Genomic DNA, 19,614 nt, shown 5'->3' with positions numbered 1-19,614 from the left:
ATTTCAACGTGAGAGGGGCGATGCGACGGTTCGACTTGCACCCAATGGAGTCGACTCGGTGTCAGCCCTTATTCCATGTCCTTGAGCCACTCGGAGCTCTTGAACCACTTGTCATGGATGCGATCGTAGGTGCCGTCGTTCTTGATCTGGTGCAGGAAATTGTTGATGAAGTTGATGCTGTCGTAATCGCCTTTCTTCAGGCCGAACGCCAATGGCTCAAAGGTGAAGGGTTCGTCGAGAAACACCAGCTTGCCGTTACCGACTTTCTTTTCCGCCACCACGTTGTATGGCGCGTCATACACAAAGGCATCAGCCTTGCCGTTGACCACATCCAGCACGCCTTCCTGCTCGTTGTCGTAGCCGTGGTACTTGGCTTTGGCTATCAGCTTCTTGGCGACCATCTCACCGGTGGTGCCGAGCTTGGAAGTCAGGCGGTACTTCTCGTCGTTCAGATCTTTGTAGGACTTGATGGTGCCTTCCAACTCCTTGCGGATCAGCAGGGTCTGGCCGACCACAATGAAGGGTTCGCTGAAGTTCAGGCGCAGGTTGCGCTCCTGGGTCAGGGTCATGCCGCTGCCGATCATGTCGAACTTGCCGGTCAGGAAGGCCGGGATGATGCCGTCATAGCCGGTGGAGACCAGCTCCAGCTTGACGCCCATGGACTTGGCCATGGCCTTGAGGATGTCGACTTCGAAACCGATGATGTCACCGCGTTTGTCTGTCATTTCGAACGGCATGTAGGTCGGGTCCATGCCGACCTTGAGCGTGCCGCGCTTGACCGCATCATCGATGGCCCCAGCCTGGGCGGCATTGGCCGCCACCAGCGCGGTGACGCCCAGCAGCAGCATCGAAAGATACTTTTTCATCATCAGGTCCCCTGAACGGTTCTTATAAGGTCGGTGCGCAAAAGGGCTGCACCCAGTCGGGGTGCGATGCTAACCCACTCGTCTCCTGTCACAAAGGTTTCACGGGTAATTGTTATCGGCGTATGTCGGAAAAGCCTCGCGCCCGCGCACGCAGCAAGGGATTGATGTGTAAGCAGTTATGACTTTCAGTCGATTTCCGCCAGCCACGCGGTGTCCTTGAACCAACGGTCATGCAGGCGATCATAGGTGCCGTCCTGGGCCACCTGATTGAGAAAATGGTTGATCCAGTTGAGGCTGTCGAAATCGCCTTTTTTGACGCCGAACGCCAGGGGCTCGAAGGTGAACGGCTGCTCCAGCAACAGCAACGCACTGTTCTCCGGCCGGCTCATGGCGATCAGGTTGTACGGCGCATCGTGGATAAACGCGTCGGCCTTGCCTTGTACGACCTGGCGCACGCCCTCTTCCGGCGTGGCAAAGCTGCTCAGCCGAGCCGCCCCCAAAAACCGCTGCGCGGCGGCTTCGCCGGTGGTGCCTTCGCTGGCGACGATGCGGTAGCTGGCGTCGTCCAGGTCTTCAACACTGGTGACCTTGCCGGCCAGGCTGGGGTGCAGCAGCACGGTCTGGCCGACCACGATAAAGGCATCGCTGAAGTTCAGCTTGAGATTGCGCTCCTGGGTGACCGTCATGCCGCTGCCGATCATGTCGAATTTTTTCGCCTGCAGCCCCGATAACAACTCGGTGTAAGGCACCGCAACCAGTTCAAGCTCAACCCCCAGGGCCTGGCTCATCACCTTGAGCAAGTCGATTTCGAAGCCAACGATGCACCCCTGTTTATCGGTCATTTCGAACGGCACATAGGTCGGCGTGGTGCCGACTTTGAGCACACCCCGGCGCACCGCGTCGTCAATCGCTCCCGCGTGCGCAACCCCGGCAAGTACCCACGCAACAACGCCCATCAGCCAGGCCGAGCAATACCTTTTGATCATGAGTCCCCCAGTGATCGAGTCGAATGAGGGGGGCGATCCTACTCCAGTCGCAGGCAGGCAAAAACGCCTCGGACGAGGGTCTTTTGTTTCGAAATAACAAGGGGTCAGGGATATTCGGAAGAGGTGCGAAACGCCGTAGGACCAGCGCTTGGAACACCCCCGAGGTGAGCCCTCGGGGGTGTCTGAATCAGGCCGGCTGGGCCTGAGACGACAGCGGTTGCAGCGGCAGCAACGGCGCGTGTGGATCGGCTTTGATCGAATCACGCCAAGCGGCCAGCCACTCGGCATGCCCCTCGCTCCAGACCTGCTCGTGGAGGCGCGCCAGGGCGACCGGGTCACTGAGCAAGGCCACGCGTTCAGCGTTGTTGAGGCCGGCAGGGCCGACTTTCAACGCGTGACGAACACGTTCGGTACGCAGGTATTCAATCGGCTCGGCCTCACGGTGACGCGAGGTCGCCAGGGCACACGCCAGGGCGTTCTGCTGCGGGTCCACCACCGAACGCACGAACCCGTCGTTAAGGGCGTGCCAACGGTTTTCGTGGGTGTACTTCTCCGTCGACAACAGCGCTTGCGGCGGGTTGTACTCCTCAGGGATCAGGAACAGGCTCTCGTCGCGAGACTTGAGGCCCAGGTTCACGCGGCTGGAGATCACCGATACCGGGATCGACAACATCAGCGAACCGACGATCGGCACCAGCCACCACAGGAAGCTGGGGTTCAACCACACCACCAGCAAGGCCCAGAGGAAGCCCAGCAACGTCTGGGTGCCGTGACGTTTGAACGCCTCGCCCCAGGTGGTCGAGTCGTCGTCACGCTTGGGCGAGTTCCAGGTCGCGGCCCAGCCGAGGAACGCGGCGAGGACGAAACGGGTGTGGAAAATCATCCGCACCGGCGCCAGCAGCATGGAGAACAGCATCTCCAGCAGCATCGACATGGTCACCTTGAACTTGCCGCCAAACTCTTTCGCGCCCTTGGCCCAGATCAGGATGATGCTGAGCAACTTGGGCAGGAACAGCAGCACGATGGTGGTGGAGAACAGCGCCACCGCCTTGTCCGGATGCCATTGTGGCCACAGCGGGTACAACTGGCGCGGCGCCATGAAGTACTGCGGCTCCATCAGGGTGTTCACCGCCAGCAGGGCCGTGGACAGCACCAGAAACAGGAACCACAACGGCGCCGAGAGGTACGACATCACGCCGGTCAGGAACACCGCACGGTGCACCGGGTGCATGCCCTTGACCAGGAACAGGCGGAAGTTCATCAGGTTACCGTGGCACCAGCGACGGTCGCGCTTGAGTTCATCAAGCAGGTTCGGCGGCAGTTCTTCGTAGCTGCCCGGCAGGTCGTAGGCGATCCAAACGCCCCAGCCGGCACGGCGCATCAGCGCCGCTTCAACGAAGTCGTGGGACAGGATAGACCCGGCGAACGCACCTTTACCCGGCAATGGCGCCAGGGCGCAGTGCTCGATAAACGGCTTCATGCGGATGATCGCGTTGTGACCCCAGTAGTGGGATTCACCCAGTTGCCAGAAGTGCAGGCCAGCGGTGAACAGCGGGCCATACACACGGGTGGCGAACTGCTGCATGCGCGCATACAGGGTGTCCATGCCCGACGCACGCGGCGCAGTCTGGATAATCCCGGCATCCGGCGTGGCTTCCATCAAGCGCACCAGGCTGGTCAGGCATTCGCCGCTCATCACCGAGTCAGCGTCGAGCACCACCATGTACTTGTATTCACCGCCCCAACGACGGCAGAAGTCGTCGAGGTTGCCGCTCTTGCGCTTTACGCGACGACGGCGACGGCGATAGAAAATCTTGCCGAAACCACCGGCCTCACGGCACACGTCGAGCCAGGCTTGCTGTTCGGCGATGCAGATGTCGGCGTCGTTACTGTCGCTGAGCACGAAAAAGTCGAAGCGGTCCAGGTCACCTGTGGCCGCTACCGATTCAAACGTTGCGCGCAAACCGGCGAATACACGCGGCACGTCTTCGTTGCAGATCGGCATGACCAACGCGGTGCGGGCGTCTTTCGGAATCGCCTCGTTGCCGGCACTTTTACCGGAGATCCGGTATTTATCGTGGCCGGTCAGCAGCTCGAGGAAGCCCATCAAGGCGGTCCAGAAACCCGCCGAAACCCAGCAGAACAAGATCCCGAACATGATCAGGATGCTGGTTTGCAGGGCGTACGGCAGCACCTGAGTGGCGGTTTGCAGCAGGGTTTGGTTGCGGATTTCGTCGAAGTCGACCAGCGACCAGCCCTGGTACGGCATGATGCCTTTCATGTACCAGCCAGCCACGATGGTCTGGCCGAGCATCAGCACCAGCAGGATGTAACGACGGATAGAACCCACGGTACGCCAGCGCGCGGCCGGCAGTACGCGTTCATCTTTCGGCGGTGCCGGTGGGTTGCTGCGACCGGTGATACGGCGCCAGCCGCGCACCAGGATATTGGTGCGCCACGGTTCCGGCACCACGCGAGTGCGACGAATCGGCGGCGTGGCCTTGAGGCACACGCGACCGCCGGCGTCGAGCCCCAGCATTTCGGCGTCTTGCAGCTCTTCGGCCGTGCTGAGGTTCAACCGGCTGCCGACCGACGCCTGGGCGGCGTCGATGGGCGCATCGAAGGTCTTGGACGACAAACGCTCGTGCAACTCGCTGAAGGAGGTGCAGCCCGCCAGTTCGGCGCGCTGCTCAGCGGTCATCGGCAGGTGCGCCAGATACTCGGTCAGAGTTTCTGGCCGGGCTTGAGAATTACTCATCGGCAGGCAACTGATAGCTCCAGGTTTCGGTCAGGACTTGCTCAGTCTTGATCGGCTCCGGCGTGGCTGGGGCAGCTTCCGGCTGCTTGGCTTCCTTGTCCTTGGCGTCTTTCTTGGCCTGTTTTTCGTGCTGCTTGGCCAAAACCTTGTCAGCCTTCAGCACTTGGGTCGAGACTTTCTCGGGCTCAGCCTGAGGAATGTCTTGCACCAGAGCCGCACGCATTTCGGTCGGTTTGCCCGCGTCCTTGATCTTCAGACGCAGCGTCAGGCGCCAGCCTTTGGTGTGTTCGTTGTAACGCACGCTGTTTTCTACCAGTTCAGCGTTGTCACCCACGCTCACCTGGCTGCGCACCGGGGCGTCCGGCAGCAGTTTCTTCAGGGACGGGCCCTCGAAGTCCACCAGATAAGCCACGCTGCCGTCCGGCTGACGGATCAGGTTGGATTGCTTGACGTCACCCGTGGAACGCAGGGTCTGCTTGACCCAGGCGCTGTCCGGCGAGTGGAACGCAGCGTCGTCCAAGGTCCAGTGCAGGCGGTAGGCGACTTCCAGTGGCTCACCGACTTTAGGCAGCTCGGCCGGGCTCCAGAAGGCAACGATGTTGTCGTTGGTTTCATCGGCGGTCGGGATCTCGACCAGGTCGACGGAACCCTTGCCCCAGTCGCCCTCAGGCTCGATCCAGGCGCTTGGGCGCTTGTCGTAGTTGTCGTCCAGGTCTTCGTAGTGGCTGAAGTTGCGACCGCGTTGCAGCAGGCCGAACCCCCGTGGGTTTTCCACGGTGAAGTTGCTGACCGACAGGTGTTTCGGGTTGTTCAGTGGGCGCCAGATCCACTCGCCGTTACCGGCATGGATCGACAGGCCGCTGGAGTCGTGCAGTTCACGACGGTAGTTGAGCACCTTGGACGGCTGGTTAGCGCCGAACAGGAACATGCTGGTCAGTGGGGCAACGCCCAGCTTGCTGACCTTGTCACGCAGGAACATCTGGGACTTCACATCGACGACGGTGTCGGTGCCCGGACGCAGGATCAGACGATAGGCGCCGGTCGCACGGGGCGAATCCAGCAGCGCAAAGATCACCAGGTGCTTGTCACCCGGCTTTGGACGTTCGATCCAGAACTCGGTGAAACGCGGGAACTCTTCGCCGGACGGCAACGCCGTGTCGATCGCCATGCCACGGGCGGACAGGCCGTAAACCTGGTCCTTGCCGACGACGCGGAAATAGCTCGCGCCGAGCATGGTCATGATTTCGTCTTGCTTGTCGTTCTTGTTGATCGGGTACAGCACACGGAAACCGGCATAACCCAGTTGCTCGGTGGCTTTAGGATCAAACTTCACGTCGCCGAAGTCGAAACGCGACGGGTCGTATTTGATTTCATGCACGCTGTCGGCGGTCACTTCGTTGATTTTCACCGGTGTATCGAAATGCATACCCTGGTGATAGAAGGACAGCTTGAACGGGGTGTTCTGATCGGCCCATTCGGCTTTTTCGTTACGGAAACGAATCTTCTGGTAGTCCGCGAACTTCATCTCACGGAATTCGTTCGGCAGATTGCTGCGCGGAGCTTCGTATTTCTGCCCGGCCAGCTCTTTTGCCTTGGCCGACACATCATCCAGACTGAATGCCCACAGTTGACCCGCGCCGAACAGGCAAAACAGGGCCGAGCCCGTTACCAGTGCGTTTCGTAACCGTTTGGCAGACAATTTTGGTGCATTACAGGGACTAACAATCACGAGCAACCCTCGCCGAAAACAGATCAAAAAACCAACGGCCAGCTATCTATATGCCAGGTTGGCGAGCATTGTTCCGACTCCCCTGGGTCAAAATGATTCCCCAATGGTTGTCGGACAAGTCTCTACCTAAGTCAAAAATGGACCAAACAACGCTGATCCCCGTAGCGCGCGATTATCTAGTAGCCCGCGAGACAACGCATCAGGGGCAACGAAGTATTTGTAGCGAAATCCTGCGTTTCAGGCATTAAAAGTCGTTTTTAATACATTCATGTCTGTAACAGAAAGGTCACAGGGCCATCATTGACCAAATGTACCTGCATATCTGCGCCAAAACGTCCCGACGCCACCTTGCCATGGGATTGTTGCGCTTGTAACAGCAGGTGGTCGAAAAGCGCTGCTCCAAGGGCTGGCGGGGCTGCTGTCGAGAAGCTTGGCCGCAGACCGCTTTTGGTGTCCGCCGCCAACGTGAACTGCGACACCAGCAGCAAACCGCCGCCGATGTCCTTGAGCGACAGGTTCATCTTGCCTTCGTCGTCGCTGAATACCCGATAGTTGAGCAACTTGTGCAGCAACTTATCGGCGCTTTCAGGCGTATCTGAAGGCTCGACCGCCACCAGCACCAGCAAACCCTGATCAATCGAGCCGACAACCTCGCCCGCCACCTCGACGCGGGCGCCACGCACCCGTTGCAACAAACCCTTCATGCTTCTTCTGGCGGTAGATCAAGCAGGCGCCGTGCCATCTCGCTGGTCGCACGCACCAACGCATCGGTGATGCCCGGCTCCGAAGCCGCATGGCCTGCTTCACGAATTACCTGCAGCTCACTGTTGGGCCAGGCCTGATGCAGTTCCCAAGCGTTATCCAGCGGGCAGATCATATCGTAGCGGCCGTGGATGATTACGCCAGGCAAATGGGCGATCTTGTGCATATCGCGGATCAGCTGGTTGGGCTCCAGGAAAGAATTGTTGGTGAAGTAATGGCACTCGATACGCGCAATGGACAAGGCCCGTTGCGGCTCGGAAAAACGCTCCACGTGCTGCGGGCTCGGACACAGGCCCAGCATGCGCCCTTCCCAGCCGGACCAGGCTTTGGCCGCGTGCATCTGGGCGATCTGGTCATTGCCGGTGAGGCGCTTGTGGTAGGCCGCGATCATGTCGTGGCGCTCGTCGGCAGGGATCGGCGCGATGTAATCCTGCCAGTAATCCGGGAACAGGCGGCTGGCGCCAGCCTGGTAGAACCATTCGATATCCTGCGGGCGCGCCAGGAAAATGCCGCGCACGATCAAACCCAGCACACGCTCGGGGTGGGTCTGCGCGTAGGCCAGGGCCAGGGTCGAGCCCCAGGAACCGCCAAACAGCACCCATTTGTCGATGCCCAGATGCTCGCGAATGCGCTCCATATCGGCGACGAGGTCCCAGGTCGTGTTGTTTTCCAGGCTGGCCCGGGGGGTGGAACGCCCGCAACCGCGCTGGTCGAAGGTGACAATGTGATAGAGGTTCGGATCGAAGTAGCAGCGGCTCTGGGCATCGCACCCTGCACCAGGGCCACCGTGGATGAATACAACGGGCAAACCTTCGGGGGAGCCACTTTCATCGACGTACAGTGTGTGGGTTTCATCGACGGCCAGATCGTGCCGGGCGTAGGGTTTGATCTGCGGGTACCAAGTCTGCATTGCGCGCTCCGTAGGGGTTCGGGTTCATCCCTGGGGGGACGTCTTTTATTGTGCCGTCTGGCACTATAAACCCGAATTGTGCAATGAGCATGTCCTTGCGCACTTAGACCTGTGTCAGCCCTTCGCCCTTAAGGTAATCGAGCAGGTAGTCGTAGAGTCGATCCACCTCTGCCACTTGACCCCGCGCCCGCAAACAACCGTGGACCAGGCCTTTTCCTGGATAAAGCAGCGTACTCACGCCCGCCGCTTGCAGGCGCTCGGCGTAGAGCATGCCGTCGTCGCGCAGGGGGTCGAACTGGGCCACGGCGATAAACGCCTGCGGCAAACCGTTGTAATCCTCCGCCAGCAGGGGCATGGCATAGGGGGACGGCCGGCCCGACTCGCCCAGGTATAGCGCCAGGTAGGTGGCCGTGTCGGCCGTGCTGAGCAGCGGCGCATCCCGGCAGTCCTGGCGTGAGGGCAGATCCGCCGGGCCACCCAGGCCTGGGTAAATCAATACCTGGGCGCGGGGCAGTGGCTGGCCGTCGTCGCGCAGGCCCAGGCACAAGGCGGCGGCCAGGTTGCCGCCGGCACTGTCGCCCATCACGACCAGACGCTGCAGGTTGATGGCATGCGGCCCCTGCCCTGCCTGGATCGCCCGCCACACAGCGCGACAATCGTCGTACGCTGCCGGGAATGGGTGTTCCGGTGCAAGGCGGTAGTCAATGGCGATCACCAGCACGTTCAGGGCACTGGCCAGTTCGAAGCAGATGAAATCGTGGGAATCCAGCCCGCCAACCACCCAACCGCCGCCGTGCATATAAACAAGGCACGGCCAGCCTTCGGCCGGGGTGGGCGATGCGGGGTGATAACTGCGCACGCCTACGCCACCGAGGGAAAAGTCCGAAACTCGCAGGCCTTCTGGTTTCGGCGGGGTGAATGCCTGGCACATGCGCGCGTAGTGTTGACGCAGGCCGGCCAGCGACACGTCGTCGCTGCTGAAGGATTCGGTCTTTTGGACGAAAGCGGCAAGCTGCGCAGAAATGGCGTACATGCACGAACACCTTGAAAAAGCGGGATATCAACGGTGGGAGTTTTCCTTTGGCTCAAGGTTTAAGGCTGGCCTGCACCGCTGCCACACCCTCTTTGCCGTCAAACGTGGTCACCCCGGCCAGCCAACGCTGCAGATCCTCGGGATGATCGCGCAACCATTGTTTGGCCACCTCCTGGGGCGATTTGCGCTCCATGATCGGCACCATCAACTGGCTTTCCTGAGCGGCGGTGAAGGTGAGATTCTCCAACAATCGATTGGCATTCGGGCAACGCTCGGCGAAGTCCGGCGCGGTGACGGTGGAGACCGTGGCGCGGCCTTCGTTGGGGCCGAACACATCTTCACTGCCGGTGAGATAGGTCATGTGCATATTGATGTTCATCGGGTGCGGGGTCCAACCGACGAACACCACGAACTCCTTGCGGTTCACCGCACGCTGCACGGCCGCGAGCATCCCGGCTTCACCGGAGGCCACCAGCTTGAAACCACCCAGGCCGAAGTGGTTGGTGTCGATCATTTTCTGGATATCGGTATTGGCACCGCTGCCGGGCTCGATGCCATAAATCTTGCCGCCCAGTTGCTGCTTGAAGCGGGCGATGTCGGCGAAGGTCTTCAGGCCAGCGTCGGCCACGTATTGCGGCACCGCCAGGGTCGCCTGAGCGTCGGCAAGGCTCGGCGTGTCGAGCACCTTGAGTTGTTTGGCGGCGAGGAACGGCGCGATGTTGTTGTCCATGGCCGGCTTCCAGTAGCCAAGGAAGATATCCAGGCGCTTGTCGCGGATGCCGGCAAAGATGATCTGCTGCACGGCGTTGGTTTGCTTGCTGTCGTAGCCCAGGCCAGTGAGCAGCACGTCGGCCATGCCGGAGGTGGCGACCACGTCGGTCCAACTGACCACGCCCATGCGCACGGTTTTGCAGGAGGCCGGCTCGGCGGCCAGGGCTTGCGCGCTGAGCAGCGCGGCGCCGGTGAGGGTCAACAGGTAACGGTTGAACAGTCTTTTCATGAAAGAGGTCTCACTCGGCAGTTTTTATTGTGGGAGATGGCGTCTGGTGCGCCGTATCCACAACCTTACCCAGCGAGGCCCCTTCAAAAGCGACCTGTGGCGACCGGCAATTGCACTGCTGCGACTGTCCGGCCGACAACTAGCGGTAGTGCTTTCGCCCCCAGGCCAAAAAGCCTTCCAGCAATTGCCTCAACACCACCTGCGTCGGCCCGGCCAGGTCCGGCCTATAACGGAACGGCGCAACCTCTTCCATATAGGTGCTCTGGCACAACTCCAACTGCACCGCGTAAATATCCTGCGCCGGGTTGCCGTAATGCCGGGTGATATGGCCGCCCTTGAAGCGCCCGTTGAGTACATGGCTGTACTGCGGATGGTCAGCGCAGATCGCCTCCAACTGGCTGGCCAGTTCAGGGTCGCACGCGGCGCCGTTGAAGGTGCCGAGGTTGAAGTCCGGCAGCTTGCCCTCGAACAGATGCGGGATCACCGAACGGATCGAGTGTGCATCGAACAGCAACGCATAGCCGAACTCGGCCTTGAGCCGCGCCAGCTCTTCCTGCAGGGCGCGGTGATACGGGCCCCAGATCTTTTGCAGGTAGGTCACGCGCTCTTCTTCGGTCGGCACCTGACCGTCGCGAAACAGCGGGACCCCATCGAACAATGTCTCCGGGTAAAGACCGGTGGTGGCGCCTGCATAGAGCGGCTTGTTATCGGAGGGTCGGTTCAGGTCGATGACAAACCGCGAGTACTCGGCCGCAAGGGTGCTGGCGCCCAGTTCCTCGGCAAAGTCATACAGCATCGGAATGTGCCAGTCGGTATCCGGCAGGCCTTGCGCCTCGGGGATCAACCCCGCCTCGACCGCAGGTGTGAGGCGCAGGCCGGCGTGGGGCATGCTGATCAACAGCGGCGTGCTGCCTTGTTTGAAGTTCAGAACCTTATCCACAGCATTACTCCTTATACGGTGACGTCGACGCCATGGCGCACGACGCGTTTATCCAACTCACCGCCCAGCCAGTAAGCCAGGTCGGCGGGGCGATCGATCTGCCAGGCGACAAAATCGGCGACCTTGCCCACTTCCAGCGAGCCATGGGTGGCGCCCATGCCCAACGCGGTGGCGGCGTGTGTGGTGGCGCCCGCCAGGGCTTCTTCCGGGGTCATGCGGAACAAGGTGCACGCCATGTTCAACATCAGGCGCACCGAGAGGGCCGGCGAGGTGCCGGGGTTGAGGTCGCTGGCGATGGCGATCTTCACCCCGTGTTTGCGCAACGCGTCCATGGGCGGCAACTGGGTTTCACGCAGGAAGTAAAACGCCCCCGGCAACAGCACGGCGACGGTGCCGGCAGCGGCCATGGCGATAGCGTCTTCTTCGGTCATGAACTCCAAGTGGTCTGCCGACAGCGCCTGGTACCGCGCGGCCAGGCTGGAGCCGTGCAGCGACGACAGCTGCTCGGCATGCAGCTTCACCGGCAGGCCAAGTTGCCGCGCCACTTTAAACACCCGCTCCACCTGCTCGGTGGAGAACGCCAGGTATTCGCAGAACGCATCCACCGCATCCACCAGCCCCTCCGCCGCCAACGCCGGCAGCATCTCGGTGCAGATGTGCTCGATGTACTCGTCAGCGCGGTCCTTGTACTCGGGCGGCAACGCATGGGCCGCCAGGCAGGTGGCACGCACGCTCACCGGCAGCGCTTCGCCCAGGCGCCGGGCCACGCGCAGCATCTTGCGTTCGTTGGCCAGGTCCAGGCCATAACCGGACTTGATCTCCACGCTCGTCACACCGTCACGCAGCAGGCTGCGCAGGCGCTTTTCAGCGCTGGCAAACAGTTCATCTTCGGACGCCGCACGGGTGGCGCGCACGGTGCTGGCAATACCGCCGCCGCTAGCGGCGATCTCGGCATAGCTCACGCCTTGAAGGCGTTGTTCGAACTCGCCGCTGCGATTGCCACCAAACACCGTATGGGTGTGACAGTCGATCAGTCCAGGCGTGACCCACGCGCCCTGCAGGTCATGCACATGGGCGTAGTCCGCCGTCGGCACAGCGCTGCGCGGGCCGATCCACTCGATGAGCGCACCGGTGGTCACCATGGCGGCGTCCTCGATGATCGAGTAGTTGCCGCCGGCCATGGTTGCGACGTGGCAGTGTTGCCAAAGCGTTTTCATCAATGCCTCCTCAGTTACAGGCTCGGCAGCAACGTGGCCGGCACCAGTTCATTCAGGCAGCGGCTGGCGAGCAGTTCGCTGGCGGCGATGATGTCGGGGGCGAAGAAGCGGTCCTTGTCATAAAACGCCACTTTGTCGCGCAACATACCGCGGGCTTTTTCGAGGGTGGGTGAGGTCTTCAGGCCTTCGCGCAGGTCCAGGCCCTGGCACGCGGCCAGCCATTCCACGGCGAGGATGCCACGGGTGTTTTCAGCCATTTCCCACAGACGCTTGCCTGCAGCGGGGGCCATGGACACGTGGTCTTCCTGGTTGGCGGACGTGGGCAGGCTGTCGACGCTATGGGGATGGGCCAGCGCCTTGTTTTCGCTGGCGAGCGCGGCGGCGGTTACCTGGGCGATCATGAAGCCGGAGTTCACACCGCCATTGCCCACCAGGAACGGCGGTAGTTGCGACATGTGCTTGTCCATCATCAACGAGATGCGGCGCTCACTCAGGGAGCCGATTTCGGCGATGGCCAGGGCCATGTTGTCGGCGGCCATCGCTACCGGTTCGGCGTGGAAGTTGCCACCGGAAATCACGTCGCCTTCGGCGGCAAATACCAGCGGGTTGTCCGACACGGCGTTGGCCTCTACCTCCAGCACTTCAGCGGCCTGGCGGAACTGGGTCAGGCATGCGCCCATGACTTGGGGCTGGCAACGCAGCGAGTACGGGTCTTGCACCTTGTCGCAGTTCTGGTGCGACTGCGACACCTGGCTGCTTTCGCCCAGCAGGTCGCGGTAGGCCGCCGCCGCGTCGATCTGCCCACGCTGGCCGCGTGCCGCATGGATACGCGCGTCGAACGGCGAGCGCGAGCCGAGCACCGCTTCCACGGTCAGGCCACCGCAGGCCAATGCGCCGGCGAACAAGTCTTCACCTTCGAACAGGCCACGCAGGGCATAGGCCGTGGAAACCTGTGTGCCGTTGAGCAGCGCCAGGCCTTCTTTGGCGGCAAGGGTCAGCGGCGCGAGGCCGGCGATTTTCAGCGCGGCGGTCGCGTCCAGCCATTCACCTTTGTAACGCGCCTTGCCTTCGCCCAGCAGCACCAGGGACATGTGGGCCAATGGCGCCAAGTCACCGGATGCGCCCACCGAACCTTTGAGCGGAATGTGGGGGTACACCTCGGCATTGATCAGCGCGATCAGCGCGTCGATCACCTGGCGACGAATCCCCGAGAACCCACGGCTCAGGCTGTTGACCTTGAGCACCATGACCAGCCGCACCAGCGCGTCGCTGATCGGCTCACCGACGCCGGCGGCGTGGGACAACACCAGGGAACGCTGGAGGTTTTCCAGGTCTTCGCTGGCGATGCGGGTCGAGGCCAGCAGGCCAAAACCGGTGTTGATGCCATAGGCGGTGCGGTTCTCGGCGAGAATCTGCTCCACACAGGCAACACTGGCGTCGATCTGCGCCGTGGCGCTGTCATCCAGACTGAGGGTCACCGGCTGCTGGTAGATGGCGCGCAGTTGGGCAAGGCTCAGTTGGCCTGGAATCAGATTTAGCGCAGTCACATTCGTACTCCTTGTGAATTATTTTCAGTGTTCAGTGCAAAGTCGGTAAGGCAGTGTCTTTGAGCAATCTGGCGGCGGTCGCAATATCCGGCGCCAGCCAGCGGTCCTGCTCGTAGGCGGGAACCACATTACGCAGCAAACGCCAGGCCCTGTCGGTGCCTGCGCCGAAGCGTTGATCCTTCAAGAATTCAAATGCCTGGGCCGCCAGCAGATACTCGATGGCGAGGATCTGGGTAACGTTGGCCAGCAGCTGGTGCAGCTTGAGCGCCGCGTTGGTGCCCATGCTCAGGTGGTCTTCCTGCAGGCCCGAGGTAACGAAATTGTCGAGCACCGCCGGTTGCGCCAATTGGCGGTTCTGGCCGCACAGAGACGCCGCGACGTACTGCACGATCATCATTCCGGAATTGACCCCTGGGTTGCTCACCAGAAACGCCGGCAAACCGCTGACGTGGGGGTTGATCAGGCGGTCCAGGCGGCGCTCGGCCACCGAGCCGATTTCGGCCATGGCGATGGCGAGCAGGTCGGCGGCCATGGCCACGGACTGGCCGTGCGGATTGGCCTGGGACACTACGCGGTATTGGTCCGGGGTGCCGAGCACCAGCGGGTTGTCGGTGGCGCTGTTGAGCTCGGTCTCGATCTGGCGCGTGGCGTGCTCCACCTGGTCGCGCGCGGCGCCGTGGATCTGCGGGATCGAGCGAATGCTCAACGCGTCCTGGGTGCGGATGCCCTTGCTGCTGGCGATCACTTCACTGCCGTCGAGCAATGCCCGCAGGTTGATGCCGACCTTTTGCATGCCCGGGTGCGGCTTGAGCGCGATGATGGCTTCGTCGAATGCGTCGATCTGACCACGCTGGGCCTCAAAACTCATGGCGCCGATCACGTCGGCCCATTGCAGCAGGTGATGGGCATCGGCCAGGGCCAGGCAGCTCAGGCCGGTCATGCACGGCGTGCCATTGACCAGACACAGGCCGTCTTTCGCGCCGAGTACCACGGGCTGCAAACCTTCGGCCTGCAGCGCCGCTTGCGCCGTCACGACCTGGCCGCGATAGCTCACGGTGCCAACGCCCAGCAGGGCCACGCCGACGTGGGCCATGTGGGTCAGGTAACCCACCGACCCCTGGGACGGCACTTGCGGGGTGATGCCATGGTTGAGCAGCGCCAGCAATGCGCGCACCACCTGCGGATGCAAGCCGGATTTGCCGTGGCTGTAGTTGATCACGGCGGCGCAGATGATTGCGCGGGTCTGCTCATCACTCAGTACCGGGCCGACGCCGCAGGCATGGCTGAGCAAGGTATTGCGCGACAGCTGGCTCAGTTGCTCACCCTCGATCGACACATTGCACAGCGCGCCCAGGCCGGTGTTCACACCATAGGCGCGCTCACCGCTGGTGACGATGCGCTGCACGATGGCTTGGGCATTGTCGATCCGCGCCCAGGCCTGGTCCGAGAGTTCAAGGGCTGCGCCATGGCGAGCCACGGCGACCACGTCCTGCCAGCGCAGGGGGGTGTCGACGATGATGATTGTTGCTGCCTGGGACATCTTCATACCTTCTTGAGTACGTTTACCGCATTACCGGCCACAAAACCCGGGTCAGACCACCGCCGCGCGCCGCTGAACAAACCGATCCACGTATTCATCCGCCGGCGAGTGCAGGATCTCGCGCGGCGTGCCGACCTGGATCAGCCTGCCGTCCTTGAGAATCGCAATGCGGTTGCCGATGCGCACGGCCTCGTCGAGGTCGTGGGTGATAAACACGATGGTCTTGTGCAGGGTCTTTTGCAGCTCCAGCAACTGGTCCTGCATTTCGGCGCGGATCAGCGGGTCGAGGGCGCTGAACGCTTCGTCCATCAGGATGATGTCGGTGTCGGCGGCCAGGGCGCGGGCCAGGCCGACGCGCTGGCGCATGCCGCCGGAGAGCTGGTGCGGGTATTTGTTTTCGTAGCCTTTCAGGCCCACCGTCTCGATCCAGTGCAGCGCACGTTCGGCGCACACTTGCTTGGTTTCGCCCCGCACCTTGAGGCCGTAGGCCACGTTGTCGAGCACGGTCTTGTGGGGCAGCAAGCCGAAGCTCTGGAACACCATGCTGATCTTGTGGCGGCGGAACTGGCGCAAGGCGTCCATGTCCAGTTGCAGGATGTCTTCGCCGTCCACCAGGATCGCGCCGCTGGTGGGGTCGATCAGCCGGTTGAAGTGACGCACCAGGGTGGATTTGCCGGAGCCCGACAGGCCCATGATCACGAAGATCTCACCGGTGGCGATGCTCAGGGACAGGTCGTTCACGCCGACCACACAACCGGTCTCGGCCAGCACCTGGTCTTTGGTTTTGCCCTGGCCAACCAGCGCCAGCGCTTCCCTGGAACGGTTGCCGAAGATCTTGAAGACGTTTTTAACTTCGATTTTGCTGACAGTAGTCATTTGCTCGCCTCATGCCGTGGACGACCGTAGGCCTGGGTAATGCGGTCGATGACCACGGCGAGAATCACGATGGCCAGACCGGCCTCAAGGCCTCGGCCGACGTTGAGGGTCTGGATGCCGACCAGTACGTCTTCACCCAGGCCACGGGCGCCGATCATCGAAGCGATCACCACCATCGACAACGCCATCATGGTGGTCTGGTTGATACCGGCCATGATGCTGGGCAGCGCCAGAGGCAGTTGCACGCCGAACAGTTGTTGCCAGCGGTTGGCACCGAAGGCGTTGATGGCTTCCATGACTTCGCCATCGACCTGGCGAATGCCCAGGTCGGTCAGACGAATCAGCGGCGGCGCCGCGTAGATCACCGTGGCGAAAATCGCCGGCACTTTGCCCAGGCCGAACAGCATCAGCACCGGGATCAGGTACACGAAGCTGGGCATGGTCTGCATGATGTCGAGCAGCGGCATCAGCACCGAACGCAGGCGATTGCTGCGCGCCGAGAGAATGCCCAACGGAATGCCGATCAGCACCGAAATCACCGTGGCCACCATCATCAGGGCCAGGGTTTGCATCAGCTTGTCCCACAGCCCAACCGCCCCCACCAGGAACAGCAGGCCAACGATCACGACGGTGGTCACCACCTTGCGTGTGGCGTGCCAGGCAATGCCGGCGACGATAGCCAGCATCAACCACCACGGCGCTGCGCGCAGCAGGCCTTCGAGGTTGACGATGGCCCACAGCAGGGTGTCGGAAATCTGCCGGAACACATCGCCGTAGTTGGTGACCAGTGAATCCACCCAACCGTTGACCCAGTCGGCAATGGAAAACGTAAAACTCTCAGGAAACATAGCGTGCTCTCGATCCAGTGGGTTGTGGCCAAGCACCCGGCCACCCTTCAGGGTAGCCGGGCACACTTGACCTACAAGGCCGCGTCGATTTTCTTGGCGGCGTCTTCACTGACCCAGGCGTGCCAGACTTCAGGATGTTCCTTGAGGAAAATCTTCGCCAGTTTCGGCGATTCAATCCGCTCCTTGGCCATGCGCCCCAGATTCTGGTTCAACAGGTCGATGGGCAGGTTGACCTTTTCGAACACGGTCACCAGTTCCGGCGCTTGCTCATGGAAGGCCTTGGACAGGCCGACCTTGATGCTCACGGTCTTGTCCACACCGGGCTTTTCTTCAAGCTTCACCAGGTCGACCTGGCCCATCAGCGGGGTTGGCGACCAGTAGTAGAACAGGATCGGCTCGCCACGCTTGTAGCTCGACAGCACCGCCGCATCCAGCGCCGGGCCGGTGCCTGGGCGGAAGTTGGTGTAGCTGCTTTCCAGGCCGTAGCTTTTGAGCATCTCGCTGTTGTCCAGCTCGCAGGTCCAGCCGGCCGGGCAGTTGTAGAAACGGCCCTTGGAGGGTTCTTCCGGGTCCTTGAACACGGCGGCGTACTTGGCCAGGTCGGCGATGTTTTTCAGGTCCGGCGCCTTGGCGGCCAGCTTGCGCTTGGCGTCGCCTTCGATCACGTAGCGCGGCACGTACCAGCCTTCGATAGCGCCCACCACCGGCGCGCCTACGCCGACGACTTTGCCGGCCTTCTCGGCCTTGTTCCAGACTTCGCTGCGGCCGACCCATTCTTCGGCGAACACTTGGATGTCATTGCTGCTCAGGGCGTTTTCCATGGTGATGGAGTTACCCGGCAAGCTGTCGGTTTTGCAGTCGTAGCCTTTTTCCAGAACGGTTTGCAGGATGTCGGTGAGCAGCATGCCGCTCTCCCAGTTCAGGCCTGCGAATTTCACCGGTTTACCCGACTCGCACCAGCCGGCCGCATAGGCGCCGCTGCTGGCAAGCAAGCCTGCCGAGAACAACGTGGTCAGCAGGGTCTTATTCATTTTCATTGTGTGACGCTCCCAATCATGAAATGGATTACGGCAGTCAAAAGGCATCCTGCCCTGTCCACGTCCCGTCAGGCCTGCGCCGCAGCGCGACCGGCTCTGCTTGTTTTGGTGGGTACAACGCTGTCCTGCTCGAGCGGCAGAATCAGTTGATCGGGCACGCTGCCGTGCCATTTTTTTGCGCACACGTAATACAGGGCTGCGGGTAGCACCAGGCCGATGATCCAGGAGATATCCACGCCGCCCAGCACGTCCACCAGCGGGCCGGTGTAGAACTTGGTGGAGATGAACGGCAACTGCACCAGCACGCCGAACACATACACGCTGATCCCAAGCGGGTTCCAGCGGCCGTAGCGCCCGTTTGGATCGGACAACGCCGGTACGTCATAGCGCTCACGGGTGATGCAGTAGAAGTCCACCAGATTGATCGCGCTCCAAGGCGTAAAGAACGCCAGCAGGAACAAAATGAAGGATTTGAACGCACCGAGGAACGAATGCTGGCCCAGCAGCGCGATCAGCGTTGCGGTGCCGACGATGAGCAACACAAACACCAGGCGCTGCAGGCGTGATACCTGCAAGTGCCCGCGAAAGCCGCTGATGATGGTGGCAATGCACATGAAGCTGCCATAGGAGTTCAGCGTCGAGATGGTGACCTTGCCGAATGCGATGCTGAAATACAGCAGCGCAGCGGCGGCACCGCTCCCGCCCAACCCCACGATGTAGGCCACCTCATGGCCGGCGAATTGCCCGTTGGCCATGGCCGCGGCAAACACACCGAGGACCATCGCCACCTGCGCGCCAATCACCGAGCCGGCGCCGGCGGCGAGGAAGGTTTTCACCGACGAGGTGCTGCTCGGCAAGTAGCGTGAATAGTCAGCCACATAAGGGCCAAAGGCGATCTGCCAGGAGGCCGCGAGCGACACCGCGAGCAAGAAGCTGCCCCAACTGAAATGGCGGATTTGCAACAAGGCGCCGATGTCAGCCTGGCCCACCAGACGCATAAACAGGTAAACGAAGGCAATCACGCCAATGACGCTGGCGACGCGGCCGATAAAGTGGATCACCCGATAACCCAACACCGTGACCAGCACGATGACACTGGCGAAGATCAGGATGCCGACGCTGTCGCTGACACTGAACAACTGGCCCAAGGCCTGGCCGGACAGGACGGTGCCCGTTGCCGTGAAGCCCAGGTACATCAGGCACACCAGCACCATCGGAATGGCCGCGCCATACACACCGAACTGCACACGGCTGGAGATCATCTGCGGCAAGCCCAGTTGCGGGCCCTGCGCGGCATGCAGCGCCATCACCGCGCCGCCCAGCAGTTGGCCGATCAACAGACCGATCAACGACCAGAACACATCACCGCCCAGCACCACGGCCAAGGCCCCGGTGACAATGGCCGTGATCTGCAGGTTGGCCCCCAGCCACAGGGTGAACTGGCTCAAGAGACGACCGTGTCTTTCCGCTTGCGGGATATAGTCGATCGAACGTTTCTCGATCAACGGGGTGGTGCTTGCACGCGCGTCATTTGCAGCCATGTGTGTTCAACCTCTGGTGGATTG

At 61.6% G+C, this 19,614-nt stretch carries 16 protein-coding genes; all 16 read right to left on the bottom strand.

The genetic code is table 11. The features are described 5' to 3' along the window. Positions 1-68: 68 nt before the first annotated feature. Positions 69-866, bottom strand: coding sequence for a transporter substrate-binding domain-containing protein (locus KZX66_RS05035; RefSeq protein WP_248077079.1), 798 nt, complete (start codon positions 864-866; stop codon positions 69-71). Positions 867-1,051: 185 nt separating this feature from the next. Continuing rightward, entirely contained in the window at positions 1,052-1,852 is an 801-nt protein-coding gene (locus tag KZX66_RS05030) for a transporter substrate-binding domain-containing protein (RefSeq protein ID WP_248077077.1), read from the bottom strand. A 187-nt stretch (positions 1,853-2,039) separates the two neighbouring features. Further along, positions 2,040-4,610 carry a glucans biosynthesis glucosyltransferase MdoH gene (mdoH, locus tag KZX66_RS05025; protein ID WP_248077075.1) on the bottom strand — a complete coding sequence of 857 codons (2,571 nt, stop codon included), beginning with the start codon at positions 4,608-4,610 and terminating at the stop codon, positions 2,040-2,042. Then, the gene (locus tag KZX66_RS05020; RefSeq protein ID WP_305394167.1) at positions 4,603-6,339 is read right to left on the bottom strand and encodes a glucan biosynthesis protein G; all 1,737 of its coding nucleotides are present in this window, start codon (positions 6,337-6,339) and stop codon (positions 4,603-4,605) included. Before KZX66_RS05020 ends, mdoH begins: the two co-directional genes overlap by 8 nt. Before the next feature lie 266 nt (positions 6,340-6,605). After that, positions 6,606-7,043: a D-aminoacyl-tRNA deacylase gene (gene dtd / locus KZX66_RS05015; protein ID WP_248077073.1), complete on the bottom strand. Its 438-nt coding sequence runs from the start codon at positions 7,041-7,043 to the stop codon at positions 6,606-6,608. Then, positions 7,040-8,011 (bottom strand): prolyl aminopeptidase, encoded by a 972-nt coding sequence (gene pip / locus KZX66_RS05010; protein WP_248077071.1) that lies wholly within the window; start codon positions 8,009-8,011, stop codon positions 7,040-7,042. Before pip ends, dtd begins: the two co-directional genes overlap by 4 nt. A 103-nt stretch (positions 8,012-8,114) precedes the next feature. After that, positions 8,115-9,044 (bottom strand): alpha/beta hydrolase, encoded by a 930-nt coding sequence (locus KZX66_RS05005; protein ID WP_248077069.1) that lies wholly within the window; start codon positions 9,042-9,044, stop codon positions 8,115-8,117. Between the two features lie 52 nt (positions 9,045-9,096). After that, positions 9,097-10,044, bottom strand: coding sequence for a choline ABC transporter substrate-binding protein (locus KZX66_RS05000; RefSeq protein ID WP_248077067.1), 948 nt, complete (start codon positions 10,042-10,044; stop codon positions 9,097-9,099). A gap of 139 nt (positions 10,045-10,183) precedes the next feature. Next, positions 10,184-10,984 carry an N-formylglutamate deformylase gene (gene hutG / locus KZX66_RS04995; RefSeq protein WP_248077064.1) on the bottom strand — a complete coding sequence of 267 codons (801 nt, stop codon included), beginning with the start codon at positions 10,982-10,984 and terminating at the stop codon, positions 10,184-10,186. Positions 10,985-10,995: 11 nt separating this feature from the next. Next, positions 10,996-12,201, bottom strand: a complete 1,206-nt coding sequence (gene hutI, locus KZX66_RS04990) for an imidazolonepropionase (RefSeq protein ID WP_248077060.1) — start codon at positions 12,199-12,201, stop codon at positions 10,996-10,998. Between the two features lie 14 nt (positions 12,202-12,215). Further along, positions 12,216-13,748 carry a histidine ammonia-lyase gene (hutH, locus tag KZX66_RS04985; protein ID WP_248077056.1) on the bottom strand — a complete coding sequence of 511 codons (1,533 nt, stop codon included), beginning with the start codon at positions 13,746-13,748 and terminating at the stop codon, positions 12,216-12,218. 31 nt (positions 13,749-13,779) lie between these two features. Beyond that, complete coding sequence (gene hutH, locus KZX66_RS04980) at positions 13,780-15,288, bottom strand: histidine ammonia-lyase (RefSeq protein ID WP_248077053.1); 1,509 nt, start codon at positions 15,286-15,288, stop codon at positions 13,780-13,782. A gap of 51 nt (positions 15,289-15,339) precedes the next feature. Then, positions 15,340-16,164 carry a glycine betaine/L-proline ABC transporter ATP-binding protein gene (locus KZX66_RS04975; protein WP_248077049.1) on the bottom strand — a complete coding sequence of 275 codons (825 nt, stop codon included), beginning with the start codon at positions 16,162-16,164 and terminating at the stop codon, positions 15,340-15,342. Next, a complete protein-coding gene (locus KZX66_RS04970; RefSeq protein WP_248077046.1) occupies positions 16,161-17,012 on the bottom strand; it encodes a proline/glycine betaine ABC transporter permease in 852 nt (283 codons plus the stop codon). Before KZX66_RS04970 ends, KZX66_RS04975 begins: the two co-directional genes overlap by 4 nt. Before the next feature lie 71 nt (positions 17,013-17,083). Beyond that, complete coding sequence (locus KZX66_RS04965) at positions 17,084-18,049, bottom strand: ABC transporter substrate-binding protein (protein WP_248077041.1); 966 nt, start codon at positions 18,047-18,049, stop codon at positions 17,084-17,086. A gap of 68 nt (positions 18,050-18,117) precedes the next feature. Continuing rightward, complete coding sequence (locus KZX66_RS04960; RefSeq protein ID WP_248077038.1) at positions 18,118-19,590, bottom strand: cytosine permease; 1,473 nt, start codon at positions 19,588-19,590, stop codon at positions 18,118-18,120. Between the last annotated feature and the right edge of the window lie 24 nt (positions 19,591-19,614).

The organism is Pseudomonas sp. EYE_354 (genome assembly GCF_023148575.1).
GTDB lineage: Bacteria > Pseudomonadota > Gammaproteobacteria > Pseudomonadales > Pseudomonadaceae > Aquipseudomonas.
This window is presented reverse-complemented; position numbering and strand designations above follow the sequence as displayed.